The 25371-nt window shown below is 72.2% G+C and carries 21 protein-coding genes and 4 tRNA genes; 6 read left to right on the forward strand and 19 right to left on the reverse strand.

Annotated elements, in window-relative coordinates; all coding sequences use genetic code 11:
• Positions 1 to 158: 158 nt before the first annotated feature.
• The 7 genes from G443_RS15285 to G443_RS15315 form a co-directional block, all read right to left on the reverse strand.
• Positions 159 to 2924 carry a DUF8508 domain-containing protein gene (locus G443_RS15285; RefSeq protein WP_026417692.1) on the reverse strand — a complete coding sequence of 922 codons (2766 nt, stop codon included), beginning with the start codon at positions 2922 to 2924 and terminating at the stop codon, positions 159 to 161.
• A 260-nt stretch (positions 2925 to 3184) separates the two neighbouring features.
• Positions 3185 to 3835 carry a hypothetical protein gene (locus tag G443_RS15290; protein WP_051712871.1) on the reverse strand — a complete coding sequence of 217 codons (651 nt, stop codon included), beginning with the start codon at positions 3833 to 3835 and terminating at the stop codon, positions 3185 to 3187.
• A gap of 521 nt (positions 3836 to 4356) precedes the next feature.
• Positions 4357 to 4446: transfer RNA gene (locus tag G443_RS15295), tRNA-Ser, on the reverse strand.
• 116 nt (positions 4447 to 4562) lie between these two features.
• A complete protein-coding gene (locus tag G443_RS15300) occupies positions 4563 to 5159 on the reverse strand; it encodes an RNA polymerase sigma factor (RefSeq protein ID WP_026417693.1) in 597 nt (198 codons plus the stop codon).
• Positions 5160 to 5392: 233 nt separating this feature from the next.
• Positions 5393 to 5605, reverse strand: coding sequence for a CsbD family protein (locus tag G443_RS15305; RefSeq protein WP_026417694.1), 213 nt, complete (start codon positions 5603 to 5605; stop codon positions 5393 to 5395).
• Positions 5606 to 5770: 165 nt separating this feature from the next.
• Positions 5771 to 6205: a nucleoside deaminase gene (locus G443_RS15310; protein WP_026417695.1), complete on the reverse strand. Its 435-nt coding sequence runs from the start codon at positions 6203 to 6205 to the stop codon at positions 5771 to 5773.
• Positions 6206 to 6248: 43 nt separating this feature from the next.
• Positions 6249 to 6740 carry a tRNA adenosine deaminase-associated protein gene (locus tag G443_RS15315; RefSeq protein WP_026417696.1) on the reverse strand — a complete coding sequence of 164 codons (492 nt, stop codon included), beginning with the start codon at positions 6738 to 6740 and terminating at the stop codon, positions 6249 to 6251.
• 65 nt (positions 6741 to 6805) lie between these two features.
• On the opposite strand from G443_RS15315, the gene G443_RS15320 reads away from it, so the two are divergent.
• Together G443_RS15320 and G443_RS15325 are read left to right on the forward strand one after the other, a co-directional pair.
• Entirely contained in the window at positions 6806 to 7798 is a 993-nt protein-coding gene (locus tag G443_RS15320) for a prephenate dehydrogenase (RefSeq protein WP_081715255.1), read from the forward strand.
• Positions 7799 to 7888: 90 nt separating this feature from the next.
• Positions 7889 to 9088, forward strand: a complete 1200-nt coding sequence (locus G443_RS15325) for a thiolase family protein (protein WP_026417697.1) — start codon at positions 7889 to 7891, stop codon at positions 9086 to 9088.
• A gap of 72 nt (positions 9089 to 9160) precedes the next feature.
• On the opposite strand, the gene G443_RS15330 is transcribed toward G443_RS15325, so the two are convergent.
• The 6 genes from G443_RS15330 to G443_RS15355 all read right to left on the reverse strand — a co-directional run bounded on the left by G443_RS15330 (position 9161) and on the right by G443_RS15355 (position 16333).
• Positions 9161 to 10636 (reverse strand): hypothetical protein, encoded by a 1476-nt coding sequence (locus tag G443_RS15330; RefSeq protein WP_035291469.1) that lies wholly within the window; start codon positions 10634 to 10636, stop codon positions 9161 to 9163.
• 263 nt (positions 10637 to 10899) lie between these two features.
• Entirely contained in the window at positions 10900 to 12141 is a 1242-nt protein-coding gene (locus G443_RS15335) for a Cys-Gln thioester bond-forming surface protein (RefSeq protein ID WP_026417699.1), read from the reverse strand.
• Positions 12142 to 13247: 1106 nt separating this feature from the next.
• Positions 13248 to 13320, reverse strand: a tRNA-Arg gene (locus G443_RS15340).
• A 37-nt stretch (positions 13321 to 13357) separates the two neighbouring features.
• Positions 13358 to 13448 (reverse strand) — tRNA-Ser (locus G443_RS15345).
• A 70-nt stretch (positions 13449 to 13518) separates the two neighbouring features.
• Complete coding sequence (locus G443_RS15350; protein ID WP_026417700.1) at positions 13519 to 15573, reverse strand: acetoacetate--CoA ligase; 2055 nt, start codon at positions 15571 to 15573, stop codon at positions 13519 to 13521.
• Between the two features lie 106 nt (positions 15574 to 15679).
• The gene (locus G443_RS15355; RefSeq protein ID WP_026417701.1) at positions 15680 to 16333 is read right to left on the reverse strand and encodes a dienelactone hydrolase family protein; all 654 of its coding nucleotides are present in this window, start codon (positions 16331 to 16333) and stop codon (positions 15680 to 15682) included.
• Between the two features lie 213 nt (positions 16334 to 16546).
• Between G443_RS15355 and hisC the strand changes: the two genes are divergently transcribed.
• Positions 16547 to 17617, forward strand: coding sequence for a histidinol-phosphate transaminase (gene hisC, locus G443_RS15360; RefSeq protein WP_026417702.1), 1071 nt, complete (start codon positions 16547 to 16549; stop codon positions 17615 to 17617).
• An 89-nt stretch (positions 17618 to 17706) separates the two neighbouring features.
• On the opposite strand, the gene G443_RS15365 is transcribed toward hisC, so the two are convergent.
• The 5 genes from G443_RS15365 to G443_RS15385 all read right to left on the reverse strand — a co-directional run bounded on the left by G443_RS15365 (position 17707) and on the right by G443_RS15385 (position 21355).
• Positions 17707 to 18093 (reverse strand): VOC family protein, encoded by a 387-nt coding sequence (locus G443_RS15365; protein ID WP_026417703.1) that lies wholly within the window; start codon positions 18091 to 18093, stop codon positions 17707 to 17709.
• A 163-nt stretch (positions 18094 to 18256) separates the two neighbouring features.
• A tRNA-Ser gene (locus G443_RS15370) sits at positions 18257 to 18343 on the reverse strand.
• Positions 18344 to 18377: 34 nt separating this feature from the next.
• Positions 18378 to 18854 carry a MarR family winged helix-turn-helix transcriptional regulator gene (locus tag G443_RS15375; protein WP_051313509.1) on the reverse strand — a complete coding sequence of 159 codons (477 nt, stop codon included), beginning with the start codon at positions 18852 to 18854 and terminating at the stop codon, positions 18378 to 18380.
• Between the two features lie 139 nt (positions 18855 to 18993).
• Positions 18994 to 20538, reverse strand: a complete 1545-nt coding sequence (locus tag G443_RS15380; protein ID WP_026417705.1) for a M28 family peptidase — start codon at positions 20536 to 20538, stop codon at positions 18994 to 18996.
• A gap of 154 nt (positions 20539 to 20692) precedes the next feature.
• The gene (locus G443_RS15385; RefSeq protein WP_026417706.1) at positions 20693 to 21355 is read right to left on the reverse strand and encodes a GNAT family N-acetyltransferase; all 663 of its coding nucleotides are present in this window, start codon (positions 21353 to 21355) and stop codon (positions 20693 to 20695) included.
• A gap of 119 nt (positions 21356 to 21474) precedes the next feature.
• Here G443_RS15385 and G443_RS15390 point away from each other — a divergent pair, with 119 nt between their 5' ends.
• Positions 21475 to 22461 (forward strand): NAD(P)H-quinone oxidoreductase, encoded by a 987-nt coding sequence (locus G443_RS15390; RefSeq protein WP_026417707.1) that lies wholly within the window; start codon positions 21475 to 21477, stop codon positions 22459 to 22461.
• 46 nt (positions 22462 to 22507) lie between these two features.
• On the opposite strand, the gene G443_RS15395 is transcribed toward G443_RS15390, so the two are convergent.
• Complete coding sequence (locus tag G443_RS15395; protein WP_026417708.1) at positions 22508 to 23161, reverse strand: class I SAM-dependent methyltransferase; 654 nt, start codon at positions 23159 to 23161, stop codon at positions 22508 to 22510.
• Between the two features lie 566 nt (positions 23162 to 23727).
• Between G443_RS15395 and G443_RS15400 the strand changes: the two genes are divergently transcribed.
• Both G443_RS15400 and wzm read left to right on the forward strand, forming a co-directional pair.
• Complete coding sequence (locus tag G443_RS15400; protein WP_026417709.1) at positions 23728 to 24318, forward strand: bacterial proteasome activator family protein; 591 nt, start codon at positions 23728 to 23730, stop codon at positions 24316 to 24318.
• 181 nt (positions 24319 to 24499) lie between these two features.
• On the forward strand, positions 24500 to 25363 hold the full coding sequence (wzm, locus tag G443_RS15405; protein WP_155886037.1) for a galactan export ABC transporter permease subunit Wzm/RfbD: 864 nt from the start codon (positions 24500 to 24502) through the stop codon (positions 25361 to 25363).
• The last annotated feature ends 8 nt before the right edge of the window (positions 25364 to 25371 follow it).

Raw genomic sequence — 25371 nt, forward strand, 5'->3', positions numbered from 1 at the left:
GGCGAACGGCGACGGGTCGCCCGGTCGCGTCCGCGTGGGTGCCCCGCGCGCACCCGGCCCTGGTCGTCGCACGATCCACACCGCTACCGGGACGAGGCGTCGGCGTCGCCCGTCCGGCCCGGAACCGGGCGATCCGCCGGTTCCGGGCCTGGTCGTGGTCAGCTCGTCGTCCCGGTCCCTTCGGAGTCCGGGGAGTTCGCCTCGCCGCGCTGGCGTCGGGCGAAGTACGCGGCGGCCCCGCCCACGGCGAGCAGGATGACCGCGCCGGTGATCAGGGGGAGCACCCCGCTGAGGCCCGTGCGCGCGAGGTCGTCGCCACCCGCGGCGGGGGGAGGCCCGTCCCGGTGGTCGCCGGCCCCGCCACCGGGTTGGTCGGGCCGCTCCGGCGACCTGGTGTCACCGCCCTCGCCCGGCGGCCGTCCGCCGCCGTAGTACCGCGCGTCCTCGGCCTCGTCCACCGCCGGGTCGCCGGACAGCGGTCGGAACGCCACGACCTGGGGATCGTGGTCGCTGGCCTGGTCGGCGAACTCGGCGTTGACCCGGACGGGCTGGTAGTCGGCACGGTGCGCCAACGCCCCGGCCACCAGGATGTGGTCCAGGGACTGCGAGTTCCCATCGAACACGTACCCGTAGCGTTCGGTGGGCGGGAGGTCCACCAGGGGGTTGTGCAGGCGCCCGCCCTGCGTGAGGGTGGTCAGGACGGGGGAGAACTGGAAGTCGTTGAGATCCCCCACCACCAACAGGTTCGCGGAGGGGTCCTTCGCGTGGAGCGCGTCGCCGAACTGGCGCACCAACGCCGCCTGTTCCAACCGCTGGATCTCGGAGGTCCGGTTCGGGGGCTGGTAACGGCCGTGCAGCGACTGGTCCCCGCCCTTGGAGTTGAAGTGGTTGGCGACCACGAACACGTCCCGGTCCTCGAAACGGAACTGACCGACCAGGGGCTTGCGGCTGCTGTCCCAGGCCGGGCTGTCCGGAGCGATCCGGCCCGGTGAGACGGAGAGCCGTGCGGCGCCGTCGGCGTCGGACTCTATTCGGACAGCCGTCGTGGCGTCCCCGCCGGGGGTGTCCACGAAGGACACGCGCTCCGGGTTGAACAGGAAGGCGTTGCGGATGTTCCCACCGGGTTGGCCGCCGTCCTCCTTGTCCTCGGGGTTGATCTGCCGCCACTCGTATCCCGGGCCGCCGGCGGCGCGGATGGCCTCGACGAACTGGTCGAGGGTCCGGTCGGCGTCCACCACGCCGTCGTCCGTCGGTCCGGTGTTGTCCTGGATCTCCTCCAAGGCGACGATGTCAGGCCCGTCCAGGTACTCGGCGACTCCCGTGGCGAGTCGGTCGAACTTCGTCTGGTCGTCCGAGGGGGACAGGTTCTCCACGTTGTAGGTCGCGACCGTGAGCTCCCAGTCCCGAGCCGGGCGCACCGCGTCCCGGGTGAGCCCGTTGTCGACGTGCTGGCCCAGGGTGGTGGCCCTGATCAGGTAGCCGCCGTACTGGGAGTACCAGAGCGGCCCCTGGGTCGTCCCACGCAGTTCGTCCCCGACGTTGGCGATGGGGAACGGCCGTTCCGAGAAGGGGATGAGCGACTCGATCTTGAGCCGACCGGTGTTGGAGTCGCCGTACCCCTGGTACACCGTCCCGCCCCTGGCACTGCGGTTCTGGGCCGGCTTGGTCGTCACCCACAGCGCGTTGTAGGCGTCGGTTGGGCCGACCACCGGCGCGTCGTCGACGCGCAGCAGCATGCCCTCACGGGAGGCGTAGTAGTCGAGGGCGTAGCGCTCGGGGTCCAGCTCCAGGTCCTCGATGCTGCCCCCGGAGGCGTCGGGGGCGAGCGTGGTCGGCACGGTGCTCGGCGTGACCAGCTCGGCCTCCGGCAGACCGTTGCCGCTGGAGACGACCTCCCAGGAGGCACGTTCCAGTTGGGTGAGCGACTGGTTGGCGCTGGACGCGCCGCCCTGCCGGTACTGCACGACGGTTCCGCTCACCAGGACCTCGTCCCCGACCGCCAGATCCGGGGTGCGGTCGGAGGTGAAGACGAAGAGCGCCTCGCTCGTCCTGGGGTCGCCGTCGGGCTCGGGGTCCTGGAACCAGAACCCCCGGGCGGAGCCGAAGGCGTTCACCGCCGTGACGATGCCGGGAACACCGCTGACCTGACTGCCGGTGTGCGGGGAGACCCGCGTGGTGCCCTGGATGTCGTGGATGCGGAGCTCACCGGGCTCACCGGGCTCACCCGGCGGGTTCCCCGGTTCCCCTGGCGGCCCGGGGGTCTCCCCTGAGGCGTTGACCGGGTTCGGCTCGCCGGCGGTGAAGTCGGCCGCGTTGTCCCGGGTGTCGGTGAGGTCACCGTCCCTGGCCACCGACCTCGTGTTGCTCGCCCCGCGCGCCGGCTCGCCGTTGCGGACGACCGCGTCGCCGTAACCGACGAGATCCACGATGCGGGCGTCGGCCGCGCAGTCCGCCGGGGTGAGGCAGTCCAGTCTCTCCGTGCCGTTCACGAGGGCGATGGTGCCGGCGGTGGCGGACATCGCGATGTCGCCGCGCGCGTCGGGGGTGGGCAGCTCGACGGAGCCGGAGTTGCCCCTGGCCTGGCTCACGAGGAAGTGGCCGCCGGCGGGGATCTCCCCGACGAGCGGGGTGTGCTGCCACTGGCTGGTGGGACGCGGAGTGCCGGGGAGGTACTGGACGGACCAGCCGTCCACCGTGACCGGGTGGTCCCCCGGGTTGCCGAGTTCGACGAAGTCGGTGGTGAGTGTCGCGCCGGAGTTGCCGCCACCGCCGTACACCTCGGAGATCAGCGCGCCGGCGGGGGCCGGTTCCTCGGCCGCGCGCGCGAGGGGTTCGGTCGGCAACGTGGCCAGCCCCGCCCCGGCGACGAGCGCCGTGAGCGCGGCGACCGCGCGTCTCGGCGCCGGTAAGGATGGGAAAGTCACTCGTCCTCCAACATCGGATGCGTTCGTGCATCCTCACCCGGACGAGTTAACTGCGGGAAGACGGCATGGAAAGGTCGTTGGCGGGTCGAGGCCCTCGGGTCCGGGGGACGACCGTCCTGGACGGAGCCGACGGCCGTTCCGGGCGCTCCTGAGGGGACGGACGGCGCGGGTAGCGGGCGCGCTCCCCCGCCCGTTCCGCGAAGCCGCAGTGGCCGGCGGGGCCGAGCGGCGGGCGGCCGGGGTCGGCGCGGGTCAGGGCGTCAGAAGCGGGCCACGACCTGGTTGTCCTCGACGAGGACCTCGTAGTCGACCGGGTCGGTTCCCGGCCCCGCCGGCAGGGCGATCGTGAGCTCCACCGTCCCGTGGGACGCGTCGTTGACCACGACACCCCGCACCCACGGCAACTCGTACCCCCTCGGGCCGAGGGTGCCGGTCACCGGAGCGGCGACGTAGACGTGCAGGAACTGGGTCCGCCCGTCGGCCGCCATGCCCGGGACCGGCTCCGCTGAGCCGCCCCAGAGCGGCGGTTCCGCGTCGAGCTGGTGTCCGATGACCTCGGGCACCGCCGTCCGGAACGCGAGCACCACCTGGTCGCAGCCGTTCTCGCTGACGACCTGGAACTCGTGGGTGCGCGGTACCTCCACCCGGGGCACCGGGTGGGTGTCGCAGCCGGCGGTGGGTGCTCCGGCACCGGGTGGCACGGGGTCCACCGAGCCGTTCCCCGTCGGGGCGGATGTCCCCGGCGGCTCGGTCGTCATGGTGGGGTGCGGGGTGGGTTCGACCTCGTCCGGCGTCGTCGTTCCCGCCGTGGGCGCCGGGCCCTCGGACGGGACGACGTCCTCCTCCGTCCCACAGGAGACGATCAGCAGGGCGGACAGGACGAGCACGGACAGACCGCGGGTGACGGACATCAACGCCCACCTCACTTCGGTGCGGACACCGCCGGCGCGCACGCGGTGTTGGGTGTCCGGTGTGGACCGGCCGGGGTTCGCCGCCGGCACCGGTACCGGTCCGCGTCCACGCGGCCGTTCGCCTTCGGAACTCCCAGGTGACCCGTGGAGGAACGGCCTCCCTGGTGCCGGGCCGCCGCCGTGTCCTTCCGTGCGGGGCCCGTGTCGATCGCTCCCCCGTGCAGACTCCCACGTCGCCGCGGCGGGGGCATACCGCCCAACAGGTGGCCGCCGGCCCTCCACCAGGTGATCCTCCGGTCGTCCTGCCGGGCGCCGGCTCGGGACGCGGGTTCGGAGGGCGTGGCCGGACCGTTCAGCCCCCTCCCACCTCGCAGGGACCTCGCGGTCGTGGCGCCATCAGGCCGTTGGCCGGGCCGGGGCCGAGGACGGCGCCGAGGACGGGGAACGGAGGGGCAGCACCTCCGGACACGCGAAACGCCGGTCCACTTCGAACGTGGTGGACCGGCGTTCTCGCTGGTTGCTGGCGGTAGCGGTGGGATTCGAACCCACGGTGGGCTTGCACCCACACACGCTTTCGAGGCGTGCTCCTTAGGCCGCTCGGACACGCTACCGTGACGAAGGATATCCGATTGCCGTTCCCACCCGAACGCCCCCCTCCCCTGGCGGCGGTGGGGCGGTCCCACCACGCCTCGCGAGTGGTCCACGGGACCACTCGGGCCGGGAGGGATCAGCGCCAGGCTCGCATCACGACGGCCAGTCGCGTCCTGGCCCGGGCGAGGCGTCCCCGGACGGCCTGCTCGGACGCGCCGACCACGGCGGCGATCTCGGCGTGCGACACCCCGCCCACCTCGGCCATCAGCCAGACCGCCCGTTGCGGCGAGGGCAGCGTCTCCACCGCCCGGTAGAGGGCGTCGACCCCCGCCGAAGCGGTCGCGGCCCGCTCCGGGTGGAACCGACCATCCACCTGGGCGGTGGCGATGGCCGTGGTCCCGGACTCCGGGATCGTGGCCAGCGGGTCGGTGCGCCGGTCACGCCGCTTGCGCAGGATCGCCAGGCACTGCCGGTGAGCGATGCGGAACAGCCACGTGCGCACCGCACCCGGGTCGGCCAGCTCACCGACCCGGCACCAGACCGTCGCGAAGACGTCCTGCGTGACGTCCTCCGCCTCGCCGCGATCACCCAACATCCGGAGGGCCATCCTCGACACGCGGCCCGAGTAGCGTCGCACCAGGATCTCGAAGGCGTCGGCGTCCCGACCCGCGATGCGGAGCGCCAGGGCGGCGTCCTCGACCTCGTCGGCACAGTCGTTCCACGCCTCGGTCATCCACACCCCCGCAGACGATGGCGCCCAGCCGGGCCCTGCTCGTTCGCCGCCCACCCCGCCGGGCCCACACACGAGCGATGGGCCCGCCCCTGGGGGACGGGCCCATCGTGGCAGCGTTCGCGCTGGTTCGCCGTTCGAGCGGGGCGGGCGGGCGGCTCCGTCGGCCATCGGCCGGGGCCGCACGACAAGCGGTCGGTCGTCGACCCGTTCCCGTTCATCCGTCGAGACGAACCTCAGTCGTTCCCGCCGAACTTCTTCTTGGCGTCGTCCACCGCACCAGCGGCGCGGTCCTTGGCGTCCTCCCCGGTCTTCTTCACCTGACCGGACAGTTTGTCCTTCTTGCCGGAGTTTTCCACTTCCTCGTTGTCGGTCGCCCGACCGAGGGCCTCCTTCGCCTTGCCCGCCAGCTCCTGGGCTCCGTGCTTGGCCTTGTCGAAGACGCTCATGGAACTCTCCCTCCTGGAGTCGCGGCCCCTCCCGCACGTCGTCGCGTCGAAGTGAGGCGGCTCCCCCTTACCACGGGGCACACCGTTGGCTTCCCCGTTCGTGGCGTCGCTCTCTGACCTGAGGATGCCCACCGCCCCACCCGCCACACCTAGCTGTGGCCCAGGTCACACATCATCGCCACGGTGCTCGCGGAAGAAGTCGTCCAACAACCGCGCGCACTCCGCCGCCAGCACCCCGCCGACGACCTCCGTCCGGTGCGGCACCCGCGGGTCCCGCACCACGTCCCACAGCGACCCCACCGCGCCGGTCTTCGGTTCCCACGCCCCGAACACCACCCGCGAGACCCTGGCCAGCACCGCGGCCCCGGCGCACATCGCGCACGGTTCGACGGTGACCCCGAGCGTGCACCCCGTCAGCCGCCACCCGTCGCCGTGCACGGCCGCCGCCCGCCGCAACGCGAGGACCTCGGCGTGCGCGGTGGGATCGCCGAGTTCCTCCCTCGCGTTGTGCGCGGTGGCCAGCACCCGCCCAGTGGGATCGAGGACGACGGCGCCGATGGGCACGTCGCCGGCGGCCTCCGCGCGGAGGGCCTCGGCCATCGCCGCCCTGACCAGCTCCTCGTCGGCAGGGCGGGTGAAGGGTCTAGGGAACACGGTCGAGGTCGGCCATCACCGCGTCGTACTGGTCGGCGAAACCGCACCGTTGGGCGATGATCCGCAACTGCTCCTCGGGGTAGCGGTCCTCCTCGACCACCACCACCATCTCACCGGAGGGCATCCCGAGATCGGCGAGGAGGCCGAGGTCGCCCTCGGGCCACATCTCGTCGTCGTCCTCGTCGGGCGGGTCGATGCGCAACAGGTCCAGCACGTCCGCCGCGACGTCGTAGTAGAGAGCGGCGGCCGAGTCGGAGAGCAGGAGGTCCACTCCGCCCGGGCCGGGTCGAACGATCAGGAAGAATTCGTCGTCGACGTTGAGCAGCCCGAAGACCGCCCCCGTCGACCGCGTGGCACGCAGCTCGGTGATGGCCCTGTCCAGATCCGACAGCGCCCCGTCGGACATCCGCCGACACCGCCACTGGCCGTCCTCCCTGAGCACGGCCAACGCCACACCCGAGAGCGGCTCCTCGACCTCCATGTCCCCACGGTATTCCCTTCGGCCCGTCGCCGTCGCACCGTTCACCTGAACACGACGCCGGGCAGGTGACCGACAATGATCGGGTGACTCCGATCTGCGTACTCGGCCTGGGACTGATCGGCGGCTCGGTGCTGCGCGCCGCCACCGCCGCCGGACGAAGCTGCTGGGCGGCCACCGCGTCCCCGGTGGACGCCGAGGCGGCGACCGCCGAGGGAGTCGACGTCCTCCCACCCGCGACCGCGCTGCGCCGGGCAGCCGAGGAGGACGCCCTCGTGGTCGTCGCCGTCCCGCTCACCTCGGTCCCCGAGGTCCTCCGGCTCGTCGACCAGCACGCTGGCGGCTGCCGACTCACCGACGTGGTCAGCGTCAAGGAGCCGGTGCTGCGGGCTGTCGAGTCGCACGCGCCGGGGGTGAGGTACGTCGGCGGGCACCCGATGGCGGGCACCGCCTCCTCGGGCTGGCATGCGGGGGACGCCGGCCTGTTCACCCAGGCGGCCTGGGTGGTCACCACCGACGAGGCGGACCCGGCCGTCTGGGCGGAGGTGGCGAGCCTGGCGCTCGACTGCGGCGCCGAGGTCGTTCCCGCGCCGGCCCGGGAACACGACGCGGCGGTGGCTCGGGTCTCCCACCTGCCCCACCTGCTGGCCGAGGTGCTCTCGGCAGTGGCTGAGGACGGTGGTCCGCTGGCGGCGACGCTGGCCGCCAGTTCCTTCGCCGACGGCACCCGGGTGGCCGGGACCAGGCCCGGCCTGGTCCGCGCGATGTGCGAGGGGAACCGGGACGCGTTGCTGACGGCGCTGGACGACGCGCTCGGCCGGCTCGGTGTCGCGCGGGGCGCGCTGGCGACCACGGGTTCCCTCCGGGCGGCGGTCGAGGACGGCCACCGAGCCCACGTCCGACGGCAGCGGGCCGGGGAAACCCCGACCATCGCGTTCGAGCTCCCCCTGCATCGGCCCGGTGCGCTCGACGAACTCGCGGAGCTCGGCAGGGGTGGAGCACGCGTCACCGGCCTGGCCGGCGGCCTCGTCAGCGGCCGGCGCCCGGACCCGGCTGGTTGAGGCCGTGCGCCGGACCCCGCGCGTTCGGGGGTACCGAGCGCCTGCGATCGGTCCGCATCCCCACCGCCGGTCGTACGGCACGATAGGCGCATGCGCCGCGCACTCATCCTGGACGCCGCCCGCACTCCCTTCGGCCGCTACCGGGGCGGACTGTCCCAGGTCAGGGTGGACGACCTCGCAGCCCTGCCCATCCTGGAGCTCCTGCGCAGGCACGGACCGGACGGGTCGGCGGCCCTGGACCCCGCGACGATCGACGACGTCGTCTACGGCAACACCAACGGGGCCGGGGAGGAGAACCGGGACGTGGCCAGGATGGCCGCCCTCCTGGCCGGCCTGCCGGTGACGGTTCCGGGTGTCACGGTCAACCGGCTCTGCGCCTCGGGCGGTGAGGCCGTGGTCCAGGCCGCCCGCTCCGTCCGCGCGGGTGACGCGGACCTCGTCATCGCCGGCGGGGTCGAGGGGATGAGCCGCGCGCCGTTCGTGATGGCCCGGCCCGACCGCGAACTACCCGACCGCATGGAGGTCGTCTCGACCGCGTTGGGATGGCGGCTGGTGAACCCGAGGATGCCGGAGCAGTGGACGTTGGCGCTGGGCGCGGCCGCCGAGCGGGTGGCGTGGGAACTCGGCATCGACCGGACGCGGTTGGACGAGTTCGCCCTCCGGTCCCACCGCAGGGCGGCGGCGGCCTGGGACGCGGGAGTTCACGAGGGTTTCGCCTTCGCCGTGCGGACGCCGGGTGGGCAGACTGTCCGACGGGACGAGTCGGTGCGCCCGGAGACCAGCGCGGAGAAGCTCGCCGCCCTGCCACCCGCCTTCTCCCCGGACGGGACCGTCACGGCCGGCAACTCCTCTCCCCTGAACGACGGGGCGGTGGCGATGCTGATCGGCACCGAGGTGGCGGCCGGCGAGCTGGGTGTCACTCCGCTGGGTGAGGTGGTGGGCAGTGAGGTCGCCGCGGTCGACCCGGCTCGGTTCCCGCTCGGCCCCGTACCCGCGATCCAGCGCCTCCTGAACCGGTTGGACGTCCGCGCGTCCGACGTGTCGTTGTGGGAGATCAACGAGGCCTTCTCCGCCGTCGTGCTGTCCGTGCTCCACGAACTGCCGACCATCGACACCCAGCGGGTCAACGTGCACGGGGGCGCGCTCGCCTACGGGCACCCGCTCGGTGCGTCGATGGCACGCGTGGTCACCGACCTGTGCCGGCACCTCGGCGCACGTGGTGGGGGCATCGGCGTCGCCGCCGCCTGTGTGGGCGTCGGCCAGGGCCTGGCGCTCGCCGTGCGGGTCTGACACCGGGCCGGACCAGAACTCCCGGACCCGCGACCGGCGGGTCGGCGGGTCGGCGGGGTCGACCGCGGCCGGTCAGCCGTCCCGGTCGGACCGCTCGGGACCGGGTGGCTCGGGCGATCGGAACGGCCTGGTCACGACCGCGTCCTCCGGAGCCGACAGCGCCGAGTACCGCCGCCAGCCGCCCTCGTCGTACCGGGCGGCGACGGCGTCGGGATTCACGGGAACCACCGGCTCCCTCCCCTGCGGGACACCACGGCCCGGGGGCCGGTGGCCGCCCCTGGCCGCCAGCACGACGGCGACCACGATGACGGCGGTGGCCCCGAGGAACAGCCAGCTCGGCCACCCGGTGAGGTCCACCAGCGCCCTCTCGGCGGCGTGGCCGTCAGCGGGCCGGCCCGTGCCGGCACCCGGGGTGGCACCGCCGTCCCGCTGACCACCGTCACCGGCCGTCTCCCCCTCCTCGGACCCGGGAACGGGCCAGCCGACCTCGTCCACCGGCCCGGCCACCGCGGTCAGGCGCACCCGGTACCCGAGATCGGAGATGGACGCCGTCGCGCCGCACAGGCCGGTGGCGAGTTCGATCCGCAACAGGTGGAGCCCGGCCAACCCGACCTGTCGGCCGGCCGCACCCGGCGCACCCTCGGCGACGGAGATGGACGCGCCGACCACGCTGGTCCCGGTGAAGGAGTCGACGTCGCGGCCGAGGACGGTGTTCCCCGGGGAGTGCAGGGCAAGGCTGACCCGCGCCGGGCACTCCGGGGACGTGGCCTGCGGGTCACCGCTGAACAGCGCGGTGGCACCGATCCTGCTCCCCGGCTCCACGGGAACGGCGAACCACCGGCTCTCCCCGGGGTGGAGCGTGGCGACCGTGGCCGTGCCGTCGGCGGGCAACGTCGTGGCACCCGACGGTGTCGGTGCCCCTGGCACGCCGATCTCGGGGTAGGGCGGTAACGGCGCGTCCTGCTCGGCGTCGACGCCGAGGCCCAGGGGGAAGGAGACGGCCGGGTACCGGTTCCAGCAGTCGTCGGCCTCGAGGTTCACGACGGCGTACCAGTAGCCGGACCCGTTGGCCGCTTCTCCGAACGGGTCGCCAGCCTCGACAGGCGACGCGCTGGTCACCTCGACCCTCGCCTCCGAGGAGTTGCCGAAGGCGGCGTTCCGGGGCTCGGGTCCGTAGTCGGGCTCGGTGCCGGTCGGGGTCAGCAGCGCGACCCGGAGCCGGGACGAGCAGGCGCCCGGCGGCGGACCGGCGCCGTCCGCCGTCGGACGCAACGCGACGGTGACGGCTGGCCAGGAGCCCGGCGCGGCGGGCAGCGCGTAGAAGCGGGACTCGCCGGGGCGGATGGTGTCCGCGTGTTCGCCGTCGCCCGGCCCCAGCAACGGGGCGTCGACGGGGTTGGCGGCACCGACGGCGATCGGCCCGGTCTCCGGTTCCTCCACCTCCGCCGGACCGAGCGCGGGGAACGGGGACACCGCCACCAGGCCGCCCACCAGCGCGGCCACCACCGAACCCGTCAACACGGCCACCCCCTGGTCTCCGGTGCTCACGTGAAGTGTGGCCCGTCCCTCCCGTGGTGGCGGCCGGCTGGTGGACCGTCGCGTGCGTGACCCCTTGGTCGACGAGCGGGTCGCCACTCACCTCTTCCGACGCCGTGCCCCGGGAAAAGGTTCCGGGGAGGGTCCGACGCACCAGGGCCGGGAACGCCGACGGGGCCACCTCCCGGCTGGGAGGTGGCCCCGTGGTGTGGGAGCGGGAAGAGGCGGCCCCTGTCGGGGACCGGCGGCCCGCCCTGCTCAGGACGCGGTCAGGATCAGACCTCGGCCTGCTTCTTGCGCCGCATCAGGAACAGTGCGGTGGCACCGCCACCGAGGAGCACCGCGCCAAGGCCGAGCGGCAGCCAGATGGACGCACCGGTGTTGGCCAGGTCGTCCTCGTTGTCCGGGCGCTCGGGAGCCGGCGGGGCCGGAGTGGTGGTCTCCGGGGCCTCGGGCACGCTCGGGGTGGTGCTCGGGGCCGGCTCGCTCGGCTGCGGGGTCTCCGGCACGCTCGGCTCCGGGGTCTCGGAGGTGGGCGGAGCGACCGGCCCGCCTACCCAGTCGACGCGGACCGAGGTGTCCAGGTTGGTGGGCTTGCCCTCCGCGACGATCAGCGACTGGGTGCGCTTGCTGTCCCGGGCGTTGCGGCTGGCCCCGCTCCAGTCACCCGACGGGTCACCCACGAAGAGGCGGCCGGTGTTGACGGTGGCGGAGGCGTTCGCGGTGATGGTGGCCTCGCCGGCCTCGGCGCCCTCGGGGACGCTCACGTACAGCTCGGAGATGCTGTCGGTCGGCACGTCACCGGAGATCGGGTTGACCTCCTCGCCGTTCTTGTTGACCAGGGTGACGCCCTCCGGCCCCTGGAGGGCCAGGCCGACGGTCCCGGCGCTCGACTCGACCGTGAACGGGCCGATCAGCTCACCGGCGGCACCGGAGTGGCTCTCCGGGCTCAGCGCCAGCGTGGGGGTCGGCTGCTGGTCGACACCGACGTTGGCCTCACCGGTCAGGTGCCGGTACAGGGCCTGGATGTCGCGGCCGTTGTTGCCCGCCAGCTTCGAGCCGTTGCTGAAGTGCCAGATGGCGGCCTGCGTGCCGGCGACGGCGCGCTCCACGTTCAGGTTCGTGCCGAGCTGCGCGTTCAGCTCGTCAACCGACACCTGGGGGTAGGAGTTCTGCAGGATCCACAGCACCTTGCCGGGCGCGGTGGGGAACGAGGCGTTCTGGTCCGTGGGGTACTGGTCCCACGGCACCTCGTGGTAAGGAGCCTTGTTGGCGGCGGTGACCGTCAGCTCGACGCAGTAGGTGAGCAGCTCGGTGCCGTCCTCGAGGACGAGGGGCAGCAGCACCGTCGGGACCGAGGAGCGGTCCGTCAGGTGGATCCTCTCGCCCTTGACCTCGTTCGTGTTGTCGTAGTGGCCCTTGGTGGACGCGGCGGCCGGCAGTGCGGTGCCGACGAGCAGGGCAGCCGCGCCGAGCAGTGCCGCGCCGGCTCGCGCCAGGCGCAACCCGAGTCTCATGTCTCTCCTCTCTTCCGGACCAGAGGTCCGGGAAACCGCCGACCGGCGGACTGGATCAGGGGTAGACCACGATTTCCCGCCGCCGCGACCCCGGTGCCCCCATCGGCGTGAGTGTTGGGGCGCTCCGGTTCCGGCGGCCCGTTGACGGGCCGACCCGTTTTTCCGGTTCGGCGGACGGCACGACTTTAGCCGACGCGTCAATTCCCGTGCGGCAAGACCCCGCCCGGTTTCCGGAACCGCCCGGTTATTCGTCCCCCTGGGTGAGGCATTGCGGGAAGCGCCGGCTTCGACCCCGCCGAGCTTCCTCCCCGCTGAGCTCGGCCCGCCACGGGACACGCCGGGATGTCGGGAACTCGCTCGCCCAACCTGCCCGTTCTCTGAGCGGGTTGCCTCGTCAGCGGACACACTGGACGTCACCCGTGTCGTACCGGCTCGGAGCGCGTCGCCGCCCTAGGATGCGCGAGCCGACCGAAGGTTGCGTGCCGATACCGAACTGGAAGCATCCGGACCATGAAATGTGGTTTTCCCAGCAGCGCGGCAACGGAAAGTGAAGAACCTGCCGACACATACCCCGCGCACCTGGGACTGAAGTCACCTTTCGGGGTGAGCGAAATTACCCGGCGCTTCCTCGACACCGGATAACTCGCCCAATAGCTGCTAGTCCGGTCGGAGGGCGAATGCGGACCAGCAAGCGGACAGAATTGGCCGAACCGGCGAGCGTTACGCACAAGCCGTAACCGTTACGCAGACTGTTGATCACTTTTTGGTGAACAACAGCGGTCGGGCACGAAGAGCCGCCATTCCGGAAGACCGGTCACGCCCCCGCCAGCCCCTGGGCCAGGAGCGCCACCGTGGGCCACGCGGCCCACCGCCAGAAGAGCCGCGACCGGACGGCCGGGGAGCGCCGGCCCCACCCGCGGCCCTCACCCCCGCGCCGACCCGAGGAACCCGCCACAGCCCGTCGCCCGGGAGCCGCGGGGGCACACCCGGGCTGGCCGGACGTGGGGATCATCACACCGGCCACCGCGACCGGGGAGCGCGGCCAGCGGACAGGGGCCGGCCGACAGACGAAACGACCCCCCTGTCGCCAGGGGGGTCGTCCGATGCGCGCCCGAAGGGATTCGAACCCCTAACCTTCTGATCCGTAGTCAGATGCTCTATCCGTTGAGCTACGGGCGCTTGTTCAGTTGTGACCAGCCGTTTCCGGCCGGTGCTGCGGAGGCTCCGGGATTTGAACCCGGGAGGGGGCTTAAACCCCCAACCGCATTAGCAGTGCGGCGCCATAGACCAGACTAGGCGAAGCCTCCCGGGACCTCGTTCGGTCGCTCGCGGCATACATTACACAACCGGGTGGACCGGGGGCAAAACCGGGTCCCCCTAAACCTGTTTCCCCAGCTCAGGACCCTCGTCGACGAAGAAAGCACGCACCACGCCGTCGAGGGCGCCCGGGTTCGCCAGCGCCTCCCGGCTGACCGCCTCGCCCACCGGCACCCCGGCCAGGACGCGCTTGACGGGAACCTCGCACTTCTTGCCGTTCAACGTCCTCGGCACCTCCCCCACCCGGAGGAACCTGTCCGGGACGTGGCGGGGCGACAGCGTCGACCGGAGCAGTGCCCGCGCACGGGCCACCACGGCCTCCTCCTCCGCCCCCGCCGCCAGCACCAGGAAGCACACCAGCTCCCCGTCCGGCCTCGCCGGACCGGCGTTGTCGATGACCAGTGAGTCCAGTACCTCGGGAAGGCTCTCCACGACGCGGTAGAACTCCGAGGTCCCCATCCGGACCCCGCCCCGGTTGAGCGTCGAGTCGCTGCGGCCGTGGATCACGGCGGACCCCCGTGGGCTGAGGCGGACCCAGTCGCCGTGCCGCCACACACCGGGGAAGGCCTCGTAGTAGGCCTCCCGCATCCGAGCGCCGTCGGAGTCACCCCAGAAGAAGACCGGCATCGAGGGCATGGGCCGCGTGACCACCAACTCGCCCACCTCGCCGACCACCGGGCGGCCGCTCTCGTCGTAGGCCTCCACCGCGGCTCCCAGCGCCCGGCAGGACAACTCCCCCACCCAGACCGGGACGGTGGGAGCGCTCGTCAGGAAGGCGGTGCAGACGTCGGTGCCACCGGACACGCTCGCGATCTGGACGTCGGCCCCGAGCTGCTCCGCCAGCCAACGGAAACCCTCCTCGCTGAGCGGAGCACCGGTCGAACCGACCGCCCGCACCCGCGACAGGTCGAGCCCGGAGAGGGTGACTCCCCCCTTCTGGCAGGAGTGGACGAACGGCGCGGAGATCCCCAGGTAGGTGACGCGGGTCGAGGCGGCCAACCGCCACAACGCGTCGGGCTCCGGATGTGCCGGGCTACCGTCGTAGAGCACCACCGTGGCCCCCACCAGCAGGCCGGACACCAGGTAGTTCCACATCATCCAGCCGGTGGTGGTGAACCACAGGAACCGGTCACCCGGCCCGAGGTCGGCGTGCAGCGCCAACACCTTCAGGTGCTCCACGACGATGCCGCCGTGCCCGTGCACGATCCCCTTGGGCAGCCCGGTCGTCCCCGAGGAGTACAGGACCCACAGCGGGTGGTCGAAGGGGACCGGCTCGAAGGCCAGCCGCGCGTTCGGGTGCGCTCGGAGCGCCTGGTCCCAGGGCACCGCCCGCACGCCGCCGATCGTGTCGGCCGAACCGATGCCCCCGGGGCTGGCGGTGGCCTCACCGAGGTAGTCGACCAGGACGACGGTCCGCAGGGTGGGGAGCTGGCTCGCGAGCTCCTCGACCTTCCCCCGGATGTCGAACGAACGACCGCCGTACCGGTAGCCGTCGACCGCGAGGAGGACGACCGGCTCGATCTGCCGGAACCGGTCCACCGCCGCCGTCGTGCCGAAGTCCGGGGAGCAGGAGGACCACACGGCGCCGATGCTCGCGGTGGCCAGCAGGGCCACGAGGGCGTGCGGCGCGTTCGGCAGCAGGGCGACCACCCGGTCACCCCGGCCGACCCCCGCCGCCACGAGGAACGCCCGCAGGGCCGCCACCCGGGCGCGGAGCTCGTCGAAGGACCACTCCTCCCCGGCCCCGTCCTCCCGTCGGAACACGACGGCGAGGTCCGAGCCCGGCCGCCCCGCCAGCGCCTGCTCGGCGTAGTTCAGCGTCGCCCCGGGAAACCACCTCGGTTCCGACATGCCCCCACCGGCGAAGGCGGACGCGGGACGCCGGTGGAACCGGACTCCGAGGAAGTCGACCACCGCCGACCAGAAACCATCGAGGTCCGCCACCGACCACCGCCAGAGCGCCTCGTAGCCGGACGGCCCACTGGGCGGAGCGGAGCCGCCCAACGCCTCGGGACGGCGTTCGCGCACCCAGGTCTCGAACCGCTCCAGCGCGCTGCTCCCCGCCAGAGCGGGTGTCCACAGCACCTCGGGAGTGGCCGCCTCGTTGCCTGCCATACCTCGCTTCCTAGCCCAATCCGAGGCGTTCGCCAAGGGGCCGCTCGGGGGTAGGGGCACCGGGGAGTGACGGGATGGGTACCGCGCCGGGGCTTGGAGGGGGAGGTCAGCGCAGGTGCGCGTCGAACCAGGTCAAGGTGCGCTGCCACGCCTCGGACGCCGCGACCCCGTCCTGGTCGAACCGGTGTTCGGACTCCGGGTAGGTGACCACGTTCGCCACGGCGGAGGCGCTGTCCACCGCGTCGCGGAGCCGCACCAGGCCCTGGTCCGACTCGTCGTCACTCCCGTAGAGCGCGAGCCAGGGGCAGCTCAGCTCCGAGACGAGCTCGACGAGGGAGCGGCCGTCGTCCTCGTCGGGAAGGGTGACGGCGTCCGGCGCGACGCTCACGACCGCTCCCAGGCTCCGCTGCGTCGCCACCCGCAGCGCGGCCGTACCCCCGGCGCCGAAACCCAGCAACCCGAGTTGGTCGTCGCGCACCCCCCGGTCGACCAGCCAGACGCAGGCGGCGTCGGTGTCGGCGAGCAGCTGGTCACCCGTGCCGCCGTCGTGACCGCTCCGGTCTTCCCCCAGGTGCGGAGCCGCCACCAGCCACCCCTCCGCGGCCAGACCGACGGCGAGCTCGCGGAGCTGGTCGACGACCCCGCGTCTGCCGTGCAGGAGCACCAGGCCCCCGCGCACGGTGTTCTCGGGTTCCGCGACGGTCACCGTCAACTCCCTGCCGTCCGTGAGCGGAACTGTCTCGGTGCGGGTCTGCGTCATGGCTTCCAGCCAACCACGGCGGAGTGAACCCTCGTCAACACCAGGGTGCGGAGAGCGACAGAACAGGTTTACGCGGCTGGTGCAGTGACAACCGTCTCGTCTCCTGGGCATGATCCAGGGACGACATCGACGGGTACGGGAACCGGGCACTGGCCAGGGCACCCGTTCGAGTAATAGCGTGACACGGTTGGGCTAGCTGCGGAGGATTCGCGGATGACCGTACGGACGAGGGCTGACCTGGCCGACCTCCCGAACTACGTTCCGGGGCGCTCGGTGCCGGGGGCCGTCAAGTTGGCGAGCAACGAGGTCCCCGGCGGGCCCCTCCCCAGCGTGATCGAGGCGATCGCCTCCGCGTCGACACAGGTCAACAGGTACCCGGACAGCGGAGCTTCGCTGCTGGTCGACACGTTGTCCCGCCACCTGGACGTCGAGGCGGACCACCTCGCGATCGGCTGCGGGTCCGTGTCGCTGTGCCAGCAGCTGGTCCAGGCGACCTGCCAGGACGGCGACGAGGTCGTCTTCCCCTGGCGGTCCTTCGAGGCCTACCCGATCATCGTCCAGGTCGTGGGCGCGAGACAGGTACGAGTGCCACTTACGGAGAGTCACCGACTCAATCTCGCCGCCCTCGCCCAGGCGATCACGCCAGCCACCCGGTTGGTGTTCCTCTGCAACCCCAACAACCCGACCGGCACCCCCCTCGGCCGTGAGGAGATCGAGGACTTCCTGGACCGGGTCCCCGAACACGTCCTCGTCGTGCTCGACGAGGCCTACCGGGAGTTCGTCACCGATCCCGGAATACCGGACGGCATCGAGGTGGCGAGGCGACGCTTCGAGGCCGGGCGCGACAACGTGGCCGTGCTCCGGACCTTCTCCAAGGCCTACGGGCTCGCAGGTCTCCGGGTCGGCTACTGCTACGCGACCCCGTCGGTGGCGCAGGCCTTACGGAAGGTCTACCTCCCGTTCAGCGTGAACGCCGTCGCCCAGGCCGCCGCGGTCGCCTCCCTGGAGGCACGGGACGAGCTGCTCGTGCGGTGCGCCGAGATCTCCAGGGAGCGCGAACGGGTCCGCGACGGGCTGCTGGACCTGGGCTACGAGATCCCGCCCAGCCAGGCCAACTTCGTCTGGCTCCCGCTCGGCGAGGACACCGCGGCCTTCACCGAGCACTGCCTGGACCACAAGATCATCGTTCGGGGGTTCCCGGGCGAGGGAGTCAGGGTGACCATCGGCGACCGGGAGGAGAACGACCTCTTCCTGGTCGCGGCGACGAGCTACCTGGAGCACTGACCGCCGGGGCGGACCGGCCGCCGGCACCGCACCAACGGGGTACCGGCGAGTCCGTCGTGGCCCCGCGGCGGCTGGCCCACCCGACGTCCTCAGTCCGCGAGCAGGCAGAACTCGTTGCCCTCCGGGTCCGCGAACACCAGGAGGTCGTCGGCCTCCCGGACGAGGACCGCGCCGAGTCCCAGCAGGCGGTCGCGTTCGGAAGCGAGGTCCTCCGCCCAGAGGTCGAGGTGGACGCGGTTCTTGACGACCTTGGGTTCGGGTACTCGTTGGCAGAAGACGCGGGGGGCGCCCGGTTCCGCCGGTTCCACGAGGACCAGCGGGTCGTCCTCCGGGTCCTCGATCCCCTCCGCCCGCAACCGGGTCAGCTCGGCCTCGTCGTAGGGAGCGACCTCGTACCCGGTCAGCGCCGCGGCCCAGAACCGGGCGAGGGAGGCGGGGTGGCGGCAGTCGAACACGATGTCGCGGAGAAGGGCCACGGGAGGACCTTAGGCGCACGCCCCGGCTGGGCGGGAATGGTTTTCCCGGGCCCACTGGGGAGGGAGCGGTGGCTCACGCGGCGAGGACGTGGGAGGCGGCCAGGGGCCGACTCATCCGGGTGGTGGTCCTCCCGGCTCGGGGAAGACCACCCCACCACCGCGGCGGAAGCGGAGGGATTTGAACCCCCGGACCCTGTGACAGGTCTCCCGCTTTCAAGGCGGGTGCATTCGGCCGCTCTGCCACGCTTCCTCGTGCCCCAGCCTAGACGGCGCCTCGCGCCAGATCAGAGCTCCCCACCGAAATGGTCGGTGATCCGGGTGAACACCTTGCCCAGGACGGCCTGCTCCTCCTCGTCGAGGAGGTCGATCAGGTGGGCCCGCACGCCCGCGACGTGTGTCGGCGCGGCACTGCGCAGCAGGTCCATGCCCTGGTCGGTGAGCACCGCGAAGACGCCTCGACCGTCGCTTGGGCACTCCATGCGGCGGACGAGCCCGGCGTTCTCCATCCGGTTGATCTGGTGCGACACCCGGCTCTTCGACGAGGCGACCTCCCCGGCGAGCTGGCTCATCCGCATGCGGCGGTCCGGGCTCTGCGAGAGCCTGACCAGGATCTCGTAGTCGGGAAGCGTGATGTCCCGCGCTTCCTGGAGTTCCCGGTTCAGCTGGTAGGCCAACAGGGAGCTGCCGACGAAGTAGGCCCGCCACGCCCGTTCCTGCTCGCTGCTCAACCACCTGGGCTCGACCCGCGTTCCTGCGTCCACCCACCTAGGTTATTGGCTTCGACAGGGCGAACCGCCGGTTCCGTTCAGGCTCGCGCCGAATACACCCGGTGGTCGTAACAGTGTTGTGCCAGTGTCACTCCACCGGATGGTGAGCCGTCTCCTCCTCCGGAGGGGGAGGTCACCGCGACGCCAGCCGTCCCGTCCTCGGCAGCATCGGAGCGCCGTCCGCCAGCTGACCCGGCTCGGCGGCCTGACGCCGCGAGCCGGGCTCCCCGTTCACCTCCCGGGTGCTGAGCCCGTAGGCGGTGGCGACGTGGGCCGCCGTGCGGGCGTTGACCAGCAGGGCTCGGCGGTCGACGTTGTCGAGGTCGTCCTCGGGCTGGTGGTAGTGGGGGTCGTAGGCGTCCCCCGCCGTTCCGCCCCACTTCGCGGCCTGCTCCTCCGTCATCTCACCCTCGGCCCCGGTGAACAGCCCACCGGCCGGGATGCCCACCGCCACGAACTCCCGGTAGTCGGACCGGCCGTCGAACGCGGTGCCCTCGGCCTCGATCCCCTGTGCGGCGAGGTGGTCGACGAGTGCCCGCTCGATCTGGGCTGATCCGTGGGGTCCTGGCTCGGAGGAGCCGTCGGAACCGTCCCCGTCGTACACGAAGTAGCCGGGGTTGGGTGAGCCGATCATGTCGAGGTTCAGGTAGAGGGCGATGTCGAGCTGCTGCTCGGCGTCCAGCGACCGGACGTACTGGGTGGAACCGTGCAGCCCCAGCTCCTCCGCTCCCCACCAGGCGAACCGGATCGCGTTGTTCACTTCGGGGGCGGCGCCCAGCCGCAGCGCCGTCTCCAGCAGCGCCGCGCTTCCGGTGCCGTTGTCGCTGATGCCGGCGTACACGGCGTCGAGGTGGGCACCGACGACGACCACGTTGTCGGTGCGCCCGGTGCTGGTCTGGGCGAGGACGTTCCGGCTGGTGTCGACGGTCGCCTCCCCGAGGAGTTCCAGCGTGGCCGGCGTCCCGGCGGCGTCGAACAGGGCGTCCCCGTCGGCAGGGTCGAGGCCGGCCACCGGGATGACGCCTGCGTCGGCGTCTCCCAGGGTGCCGTGCACCGGGCCCTCGGTGTTGTTGACCACGAGCAACGCGGCCGCGCCGGCATCGGCGGCCAGCCGTCCCTTCTCGGCGAAGGCGCACTCGCCGCGTCGGGCCACGGCGATCGCTCCGGTGACGTCCACCCCGACGAAGTCGGCCGCATCGCATCCGAGTTCACCCTCGGGTGGTAGCGGTACGAGGGGGCCGTCGAGCCCGCCCGCCGGCGTCGACGGCGAGTAGGTGAACATCTGGACGTCCAGCTCGGCCCCGGAGACGAGCAGCCGTTCGGCGTCGATCGTGAACCGTTCGTACTCGAACTCCGGAGTGGTGACGTCGAACCCAGCCTCCTCCAACCGGGCGACGACGTAGTCGACGCTCGCGTCGTAGCCGGGCTCACCGGCGGCGCGGGTCCCGCCGTGCCGGTCGGAGATGCGCTGGAAGGCGACGAGGTGCCGGTTGAGCCCGGTGAGCTCGATCGCCGAGGCGACCCGCTCGGGGAGAGCAGCCCTCGGTGCGCCGGTCGCCCCGCCGGTGACCGGCTCGGTGTCGGCCACCGCGGGCAGGCCCACGACGGCCAGGCTCGCGGCCGCGGCGAGCCCGACGCCAGTCGTGGTGATCCGCCGCCGGGACGAGGACGTGGTCATGGTGCCTCCCAGGGAACGGGCACGGGCGGCTCCGGTCAGCCGGCCCCGCCGAGGGCTGGTGGCGGGTGTGCCGCCGCCCGGCCGCTGGCCACATGTGCGGGGAACCCGTGCCGACGAAGGTACCTCCCCTCGCGCACCCAGGGGATTCGAATCGTCACCCTGAGTGCTCCCAGCCGGTGAAGAAGTCGCGGCAGCGGTCCAGGCCGGCGACCTGGACGCGCCACTCGGGGCGGTGCGCGTCGAAGCCCTCCGCGCTCACGACGAACCGGCGGATCGTGGCGAGCTCACCCCGTCGCTCGACCTCCTGGGTCCCGTCCTCCCGGTACCCGAGGCGACGGCTGACCGCCGCCGAGACGGGGTTGTCCTCGAAGGCCCCGGTCCTGGCCAACCGGGCGCCGAGGTGGTCGAAGGCGAAGGACAGCACGGCGGCCCGTGCCTCGGTGCCCAGTCCACGGCCCTGGTGGCGGATCCCCAGCCAGGACCCGCTGACCACGGTCCGCACCACGGGGAAGTTCGCCGCCGCCAGCTGCTGCACTCCGACCACCGTTCCGTTCAGGCGGACGAGGAAGTTGATGGCCCAGGTGGTGGGGGTGACCTCGGCGCGTTGCCGCCAGTGGAACCGGACCGTGTTGACGCCCAGTTCGTGCGCGGGCACATCGGTCCAGGGCGTGGTGAAGGGCATTCGCTCGGGTGGGTGGATGCCCTGCCGCGCGAGTTCCACCAGTTCCCGCAGTCCCTCGTCGTCGTCCGGCCGGAGTTCGAGCCGGGGAGAGGTGAGGGCGAGGTCGCCCAAGGGCCAGGGGTTCTCTGTCGACATCGCACCATCCTTCCCGAGCCCGCGACCGCCCGGAACTCCTTCGCCGCTCAGCTCGTGATGCTGGACGACGCGCCGCCGTCAGCGCTGACGCGGACCCTCGGTGGCCGTACGGTTCTGTCATGCGAGCGATCACAGTGCGCGAGCCCGGCGGCCCGGAGGTGCTGCGGTGGGCACCGCTGCCCGATCCCAGGCCGGCGGAGGGCGAAGTCGTCGTCAACGTGACGGCGAGCGCGGTGAACCGGGCGGACCTTCTGCAACGGCAGGGGAGGTACCGCCCGCCCCGAGGCGCGTCCAACATCCTGGGTCTGGAGTGCTCGGGCACCGTCGCGGCGCTCGGCAGGGGCGTGACCGGCTGGCGGGTCGGGGACGAGGTGTGCGCGCTGCTGGCAGGTGGCGGTTACGCCGAGAAGGTGGCGGTGCCGGCCGAGCAGCTGATGCCGGTGCCGGGGGGAGTCGACCTGGTGACGGCGGCGGGGCTGCCGGAGGTGGCGTGCACCGTGTGGTCCAACCTCGTGGACGTGGCCCGGCTCGCCAAGGGCGAGGTGCTGCTGGTGCACGGCGGGGCGGGCGGGGTCGGGACCTTCGCGATCCAGCTCGGCCGGGCGCTCGGCGCGACGGTCGCGACGACGGCGGGCTCGGAGGAACGGTTGGCCCGCTGCCGTGAGCTCGGGGCCGAGATCCTGGTCAACCACCGCGAACAGGACTTCGTCGAGGAGGTGGCCCGGGCGACGGGCGGCCGGGGCGCGGATGTCGTGCTGGACAACATCGGGGCCAAGTACCTGGGGCGCAACATCGAGGTCCTGGCGGTGGGCGGCCGCCTGGTGGTGATCGGCATGCAGGGCGGGCGCCGAGCCGAGGTGGACCTGTCCGCGCTGCTGGCGAAGCGTGCGAGCGTGTCGGCGACGGCGTTGCGGGGGCGCCCGGTGACCGGCCCGGGAGGCAAGGCCGGCATCGTCGCCGACGTCGTCGCCAGGGTCTGGCCGCTCCTGGCGGATGGCACGATCCGCCCCGTGGTGCACGACCGGATCCCGATGGCCGAGGCCGGACGCGCCCACGAACTGCTCGACGGCGGGACCGTGGTCGGGAAGGTCCTGCTGACGGTCTGAACCGGCGCCGCGCCCGGTTCAGACCGTCAGGGCCCGCCGCCGCGGCTCACACGGTGAGTGTCGCGGCGGCGAGCCCGCTCATCCCGTCGCGGGTGAACCGCAACCCGAACTCGGTCGTCCAGTGCCGGATCACCGCCTGTTCCCCGGCGCGGTCGGCGTCGTCCAGGAGCACCACCGCTCCCGGGGCCAGCGCGTTTCGCACGACGGGCAGCACCGGGTACCGGATCAGCCCGGAGTCCGGTCCCCCGCCGTGGGGACCGTCGACCAGCACCAGGTCGATCAGGCCGTTGCGGTCCACGTACCGCGTCACCATCTCGAAGACCTGCCCCGGTTCGTACCAGGGCAGATCGTCGACCGAGCCGGGATGCGCGGCCAGCGGGGCGTGCACCACCCTCGCCACCTCGGTGAGCCCCTCGCGCCGCAGCTGGGTGGTGACGAAGGCGGCGCGTTCGCCGTCGTCCTCCAGGGAGAGCAACCGTCCGAAGCCCCTCCGGGCGAGGAAGCGGGCGATCACCACCGACGCCCACCCGCAGCCGCACTCCAGGAGGACGCTGCGGTCGCCCAGCACCACCTCGTCCAGCACCCGGACGAGCGCGGCGGCACGCAACGAACCGGCGGGGAAGGGCAGGTACTCGGTCAGCAGCGGCGTGAGCCGCAGCCAGGCGCCGAGCTCGGCGTGGGACCGTTCGCTCTCCTCCACCTCGCCCGGCCCTCCCGCGCGCTGGTGGGGTCGCCACCGCCGTCGCACCCGCCCGCGACCCCATCACCATCCGTGAGCACAGGGTAGCGAAGTGGTTCCGGCGGGGCCCCGGTCTCATCACCCGGCTGACCGGTCGGAGGCGGAGGACGACACGCAGTCAGCGGAACACGGGCCCCTGACCCATCCGGTGGGCGGCGGCGAGGTTGTCCTGGGCTCCGCGACGTCCCACACGAGCTGTTGGAACCTCGAGCACCCTCGCGAGGACCGGGTCGTTCCGGCTCTGACCAGGTCCGCGACGGGGCGGGCCACCGGAGCGCGGGGCGGGGACGGCGGAGGTATCCGCGCGGGAACTCATCCGCCCGCTGGGGCGTCACGAGTACCAGCCAGCGCGAGCGGGAGACGGTTCGCGGAGCCGAGCGACGTCGGAGGCCGCGCCAACGCCGTACGTACGGTGGAGGGCCCGGGGTCCCGGGGTCGTCGTCCGGTCCCGGTCCGGGTACCCGACCCGGAGGATGGCGGGTGGGCCCGGCTCGTCCCGGGCCAGTCGACAGCGCGAGGATGGATCCATGAGTCACGAGACCGACGAGAACTCCGGCGAGTACCAGGACGAGTCCCGCGACCAGCGGGCGGCCCCTGGTCGGCAGGTGGTGATCTTCGGCGAGGACGGTGTCCCCATCGGCACCGCGCAGGTGCCGGAGGGAGCCGAGGACGCCGGGGGCGGCGAGGACGTCAACGACCTGGTCGAACAGCCCGCCAAGGTGATGCGCATCGGCACGATGATCAAGCAGCTGTTGGAGGAGGTCCGGGCCGCTCCGCTCGACGAGGCCAGCCGGAACAGGCTTCGGGAGATCCACACCTCCTCGATCAAGGAGTTGGAGCAGGGCCTCGCGCCGGAACTGGTGGAGGAGCTGGAGCGGCTGTCCCTGCCCTTCACCGAGGGGAGGACACCGACGGACGCGGAGCTGCGGATCGCGCAGGCCCAGTTGGTCGGATGGTTGGAAGGGCTCTTCCACGGCATCCAGACGGCGTTGTTCGCCCAGCACATGGCCGTGCAGGCACAGCTCCAGCAGATGCGTCGCGGCGCGTTGCCCCCGGGGACCAAGGTCACCGATCCGGGTGAACAGAGTCCGCTGCGGGGGACCGGCCAGTACCTCTGAGCGTCGTGTCCGCCTCGCGGTGCCGCACCGGGCGGCACCGCGAGGAACACCACGTCGTGGGGGCGGTCACGCCACGTGACACCCTCCCCCACCTGGGGCGGAAGGCTTCACCGCTTACGGTGAGGGCCAGACCGCGAACCAGCGAGTAAGCCGTTCAGGTGCCGCCGGTACGCTGCACTTCGTGCAGGTAAGCAGCACCCTCGATGAGGCGAATCCCACAACCGCGAACTCCTCCCGTACGTGGAGCCGCGCGTTCCAGGACATCGCCCAGGCAGCCAGGCAGCGCAACCTGTGGGGTTACCTGGGTTGGCAGGACATCAAGCAGGGCTATCGCCGTTCGGTGATCGGCCCGCTGTGGATCACGATCAGCACGGGCGTGATGACGCTCGCGCTGGGCATCCTGTTCGGTGGTCTGTTCGGCAACCCGCTCCACGAGTTCCTGCCCTACGTGGCCGTCGGACTGATCTGCTGGACCTTCATCTCGAACTGCATCAACGAGGGCGCGCAGGTCTTCATCGCGAACGAGGGCCTCATCAAGCACCTCCCCGCGCCGGTGACGACGCACGTGTTCCGGCTGGTGTGGCGGCAGACCCTGTTCTTCGCCCACAACCTGCTGATCTACGTCATCATCTTCGCGATCTTCCCGCAGCCGGTGGACCTGTCGCTGCTGCTGGTGGTCCCGGCGCTGGCGCTGCTCGTCGTCAACGCGGGGTGGGCCTCACTGCTGGTGGGCATCATCAGCACGCGGTTCCGGGACATCCCACCGATCACGGGCAACATCGTCCAGCTGCTCTTCTACCTGACGCCGATCGTCTGGAGCTACGAGACGCTCATCAACAGCGAGAGCGCCGTGGTCCGCGAGCGCGCGGTGCTGGCCCAGCTCAACCCGTTCATGCACTTCATCGAGATGGTCCGGCGCCCGATGCTCGGTCTGGAGACGAACCTGACCAACTGGCTCGTGGTGGGCGCCATCACGGTCGTGGGCTGGGCCGTCGCGCTGCTCATGCTCCGCAACTACCGAGCCAGGGTGTCCTACTGGGTCTAGGCGCACAC

It is taken from the genome of Actinoalloteichus caeruleus DSM 43889 (assembly GCF_000429185.2).
Taxonomy (GTDB): Bacteria; Actinomycetota; Actinomycetes; order Mycobacteriales; family Pseudonocardiaceae; genus Actinoalloteichus_B; species Actinoalloteichus_B caeruleus.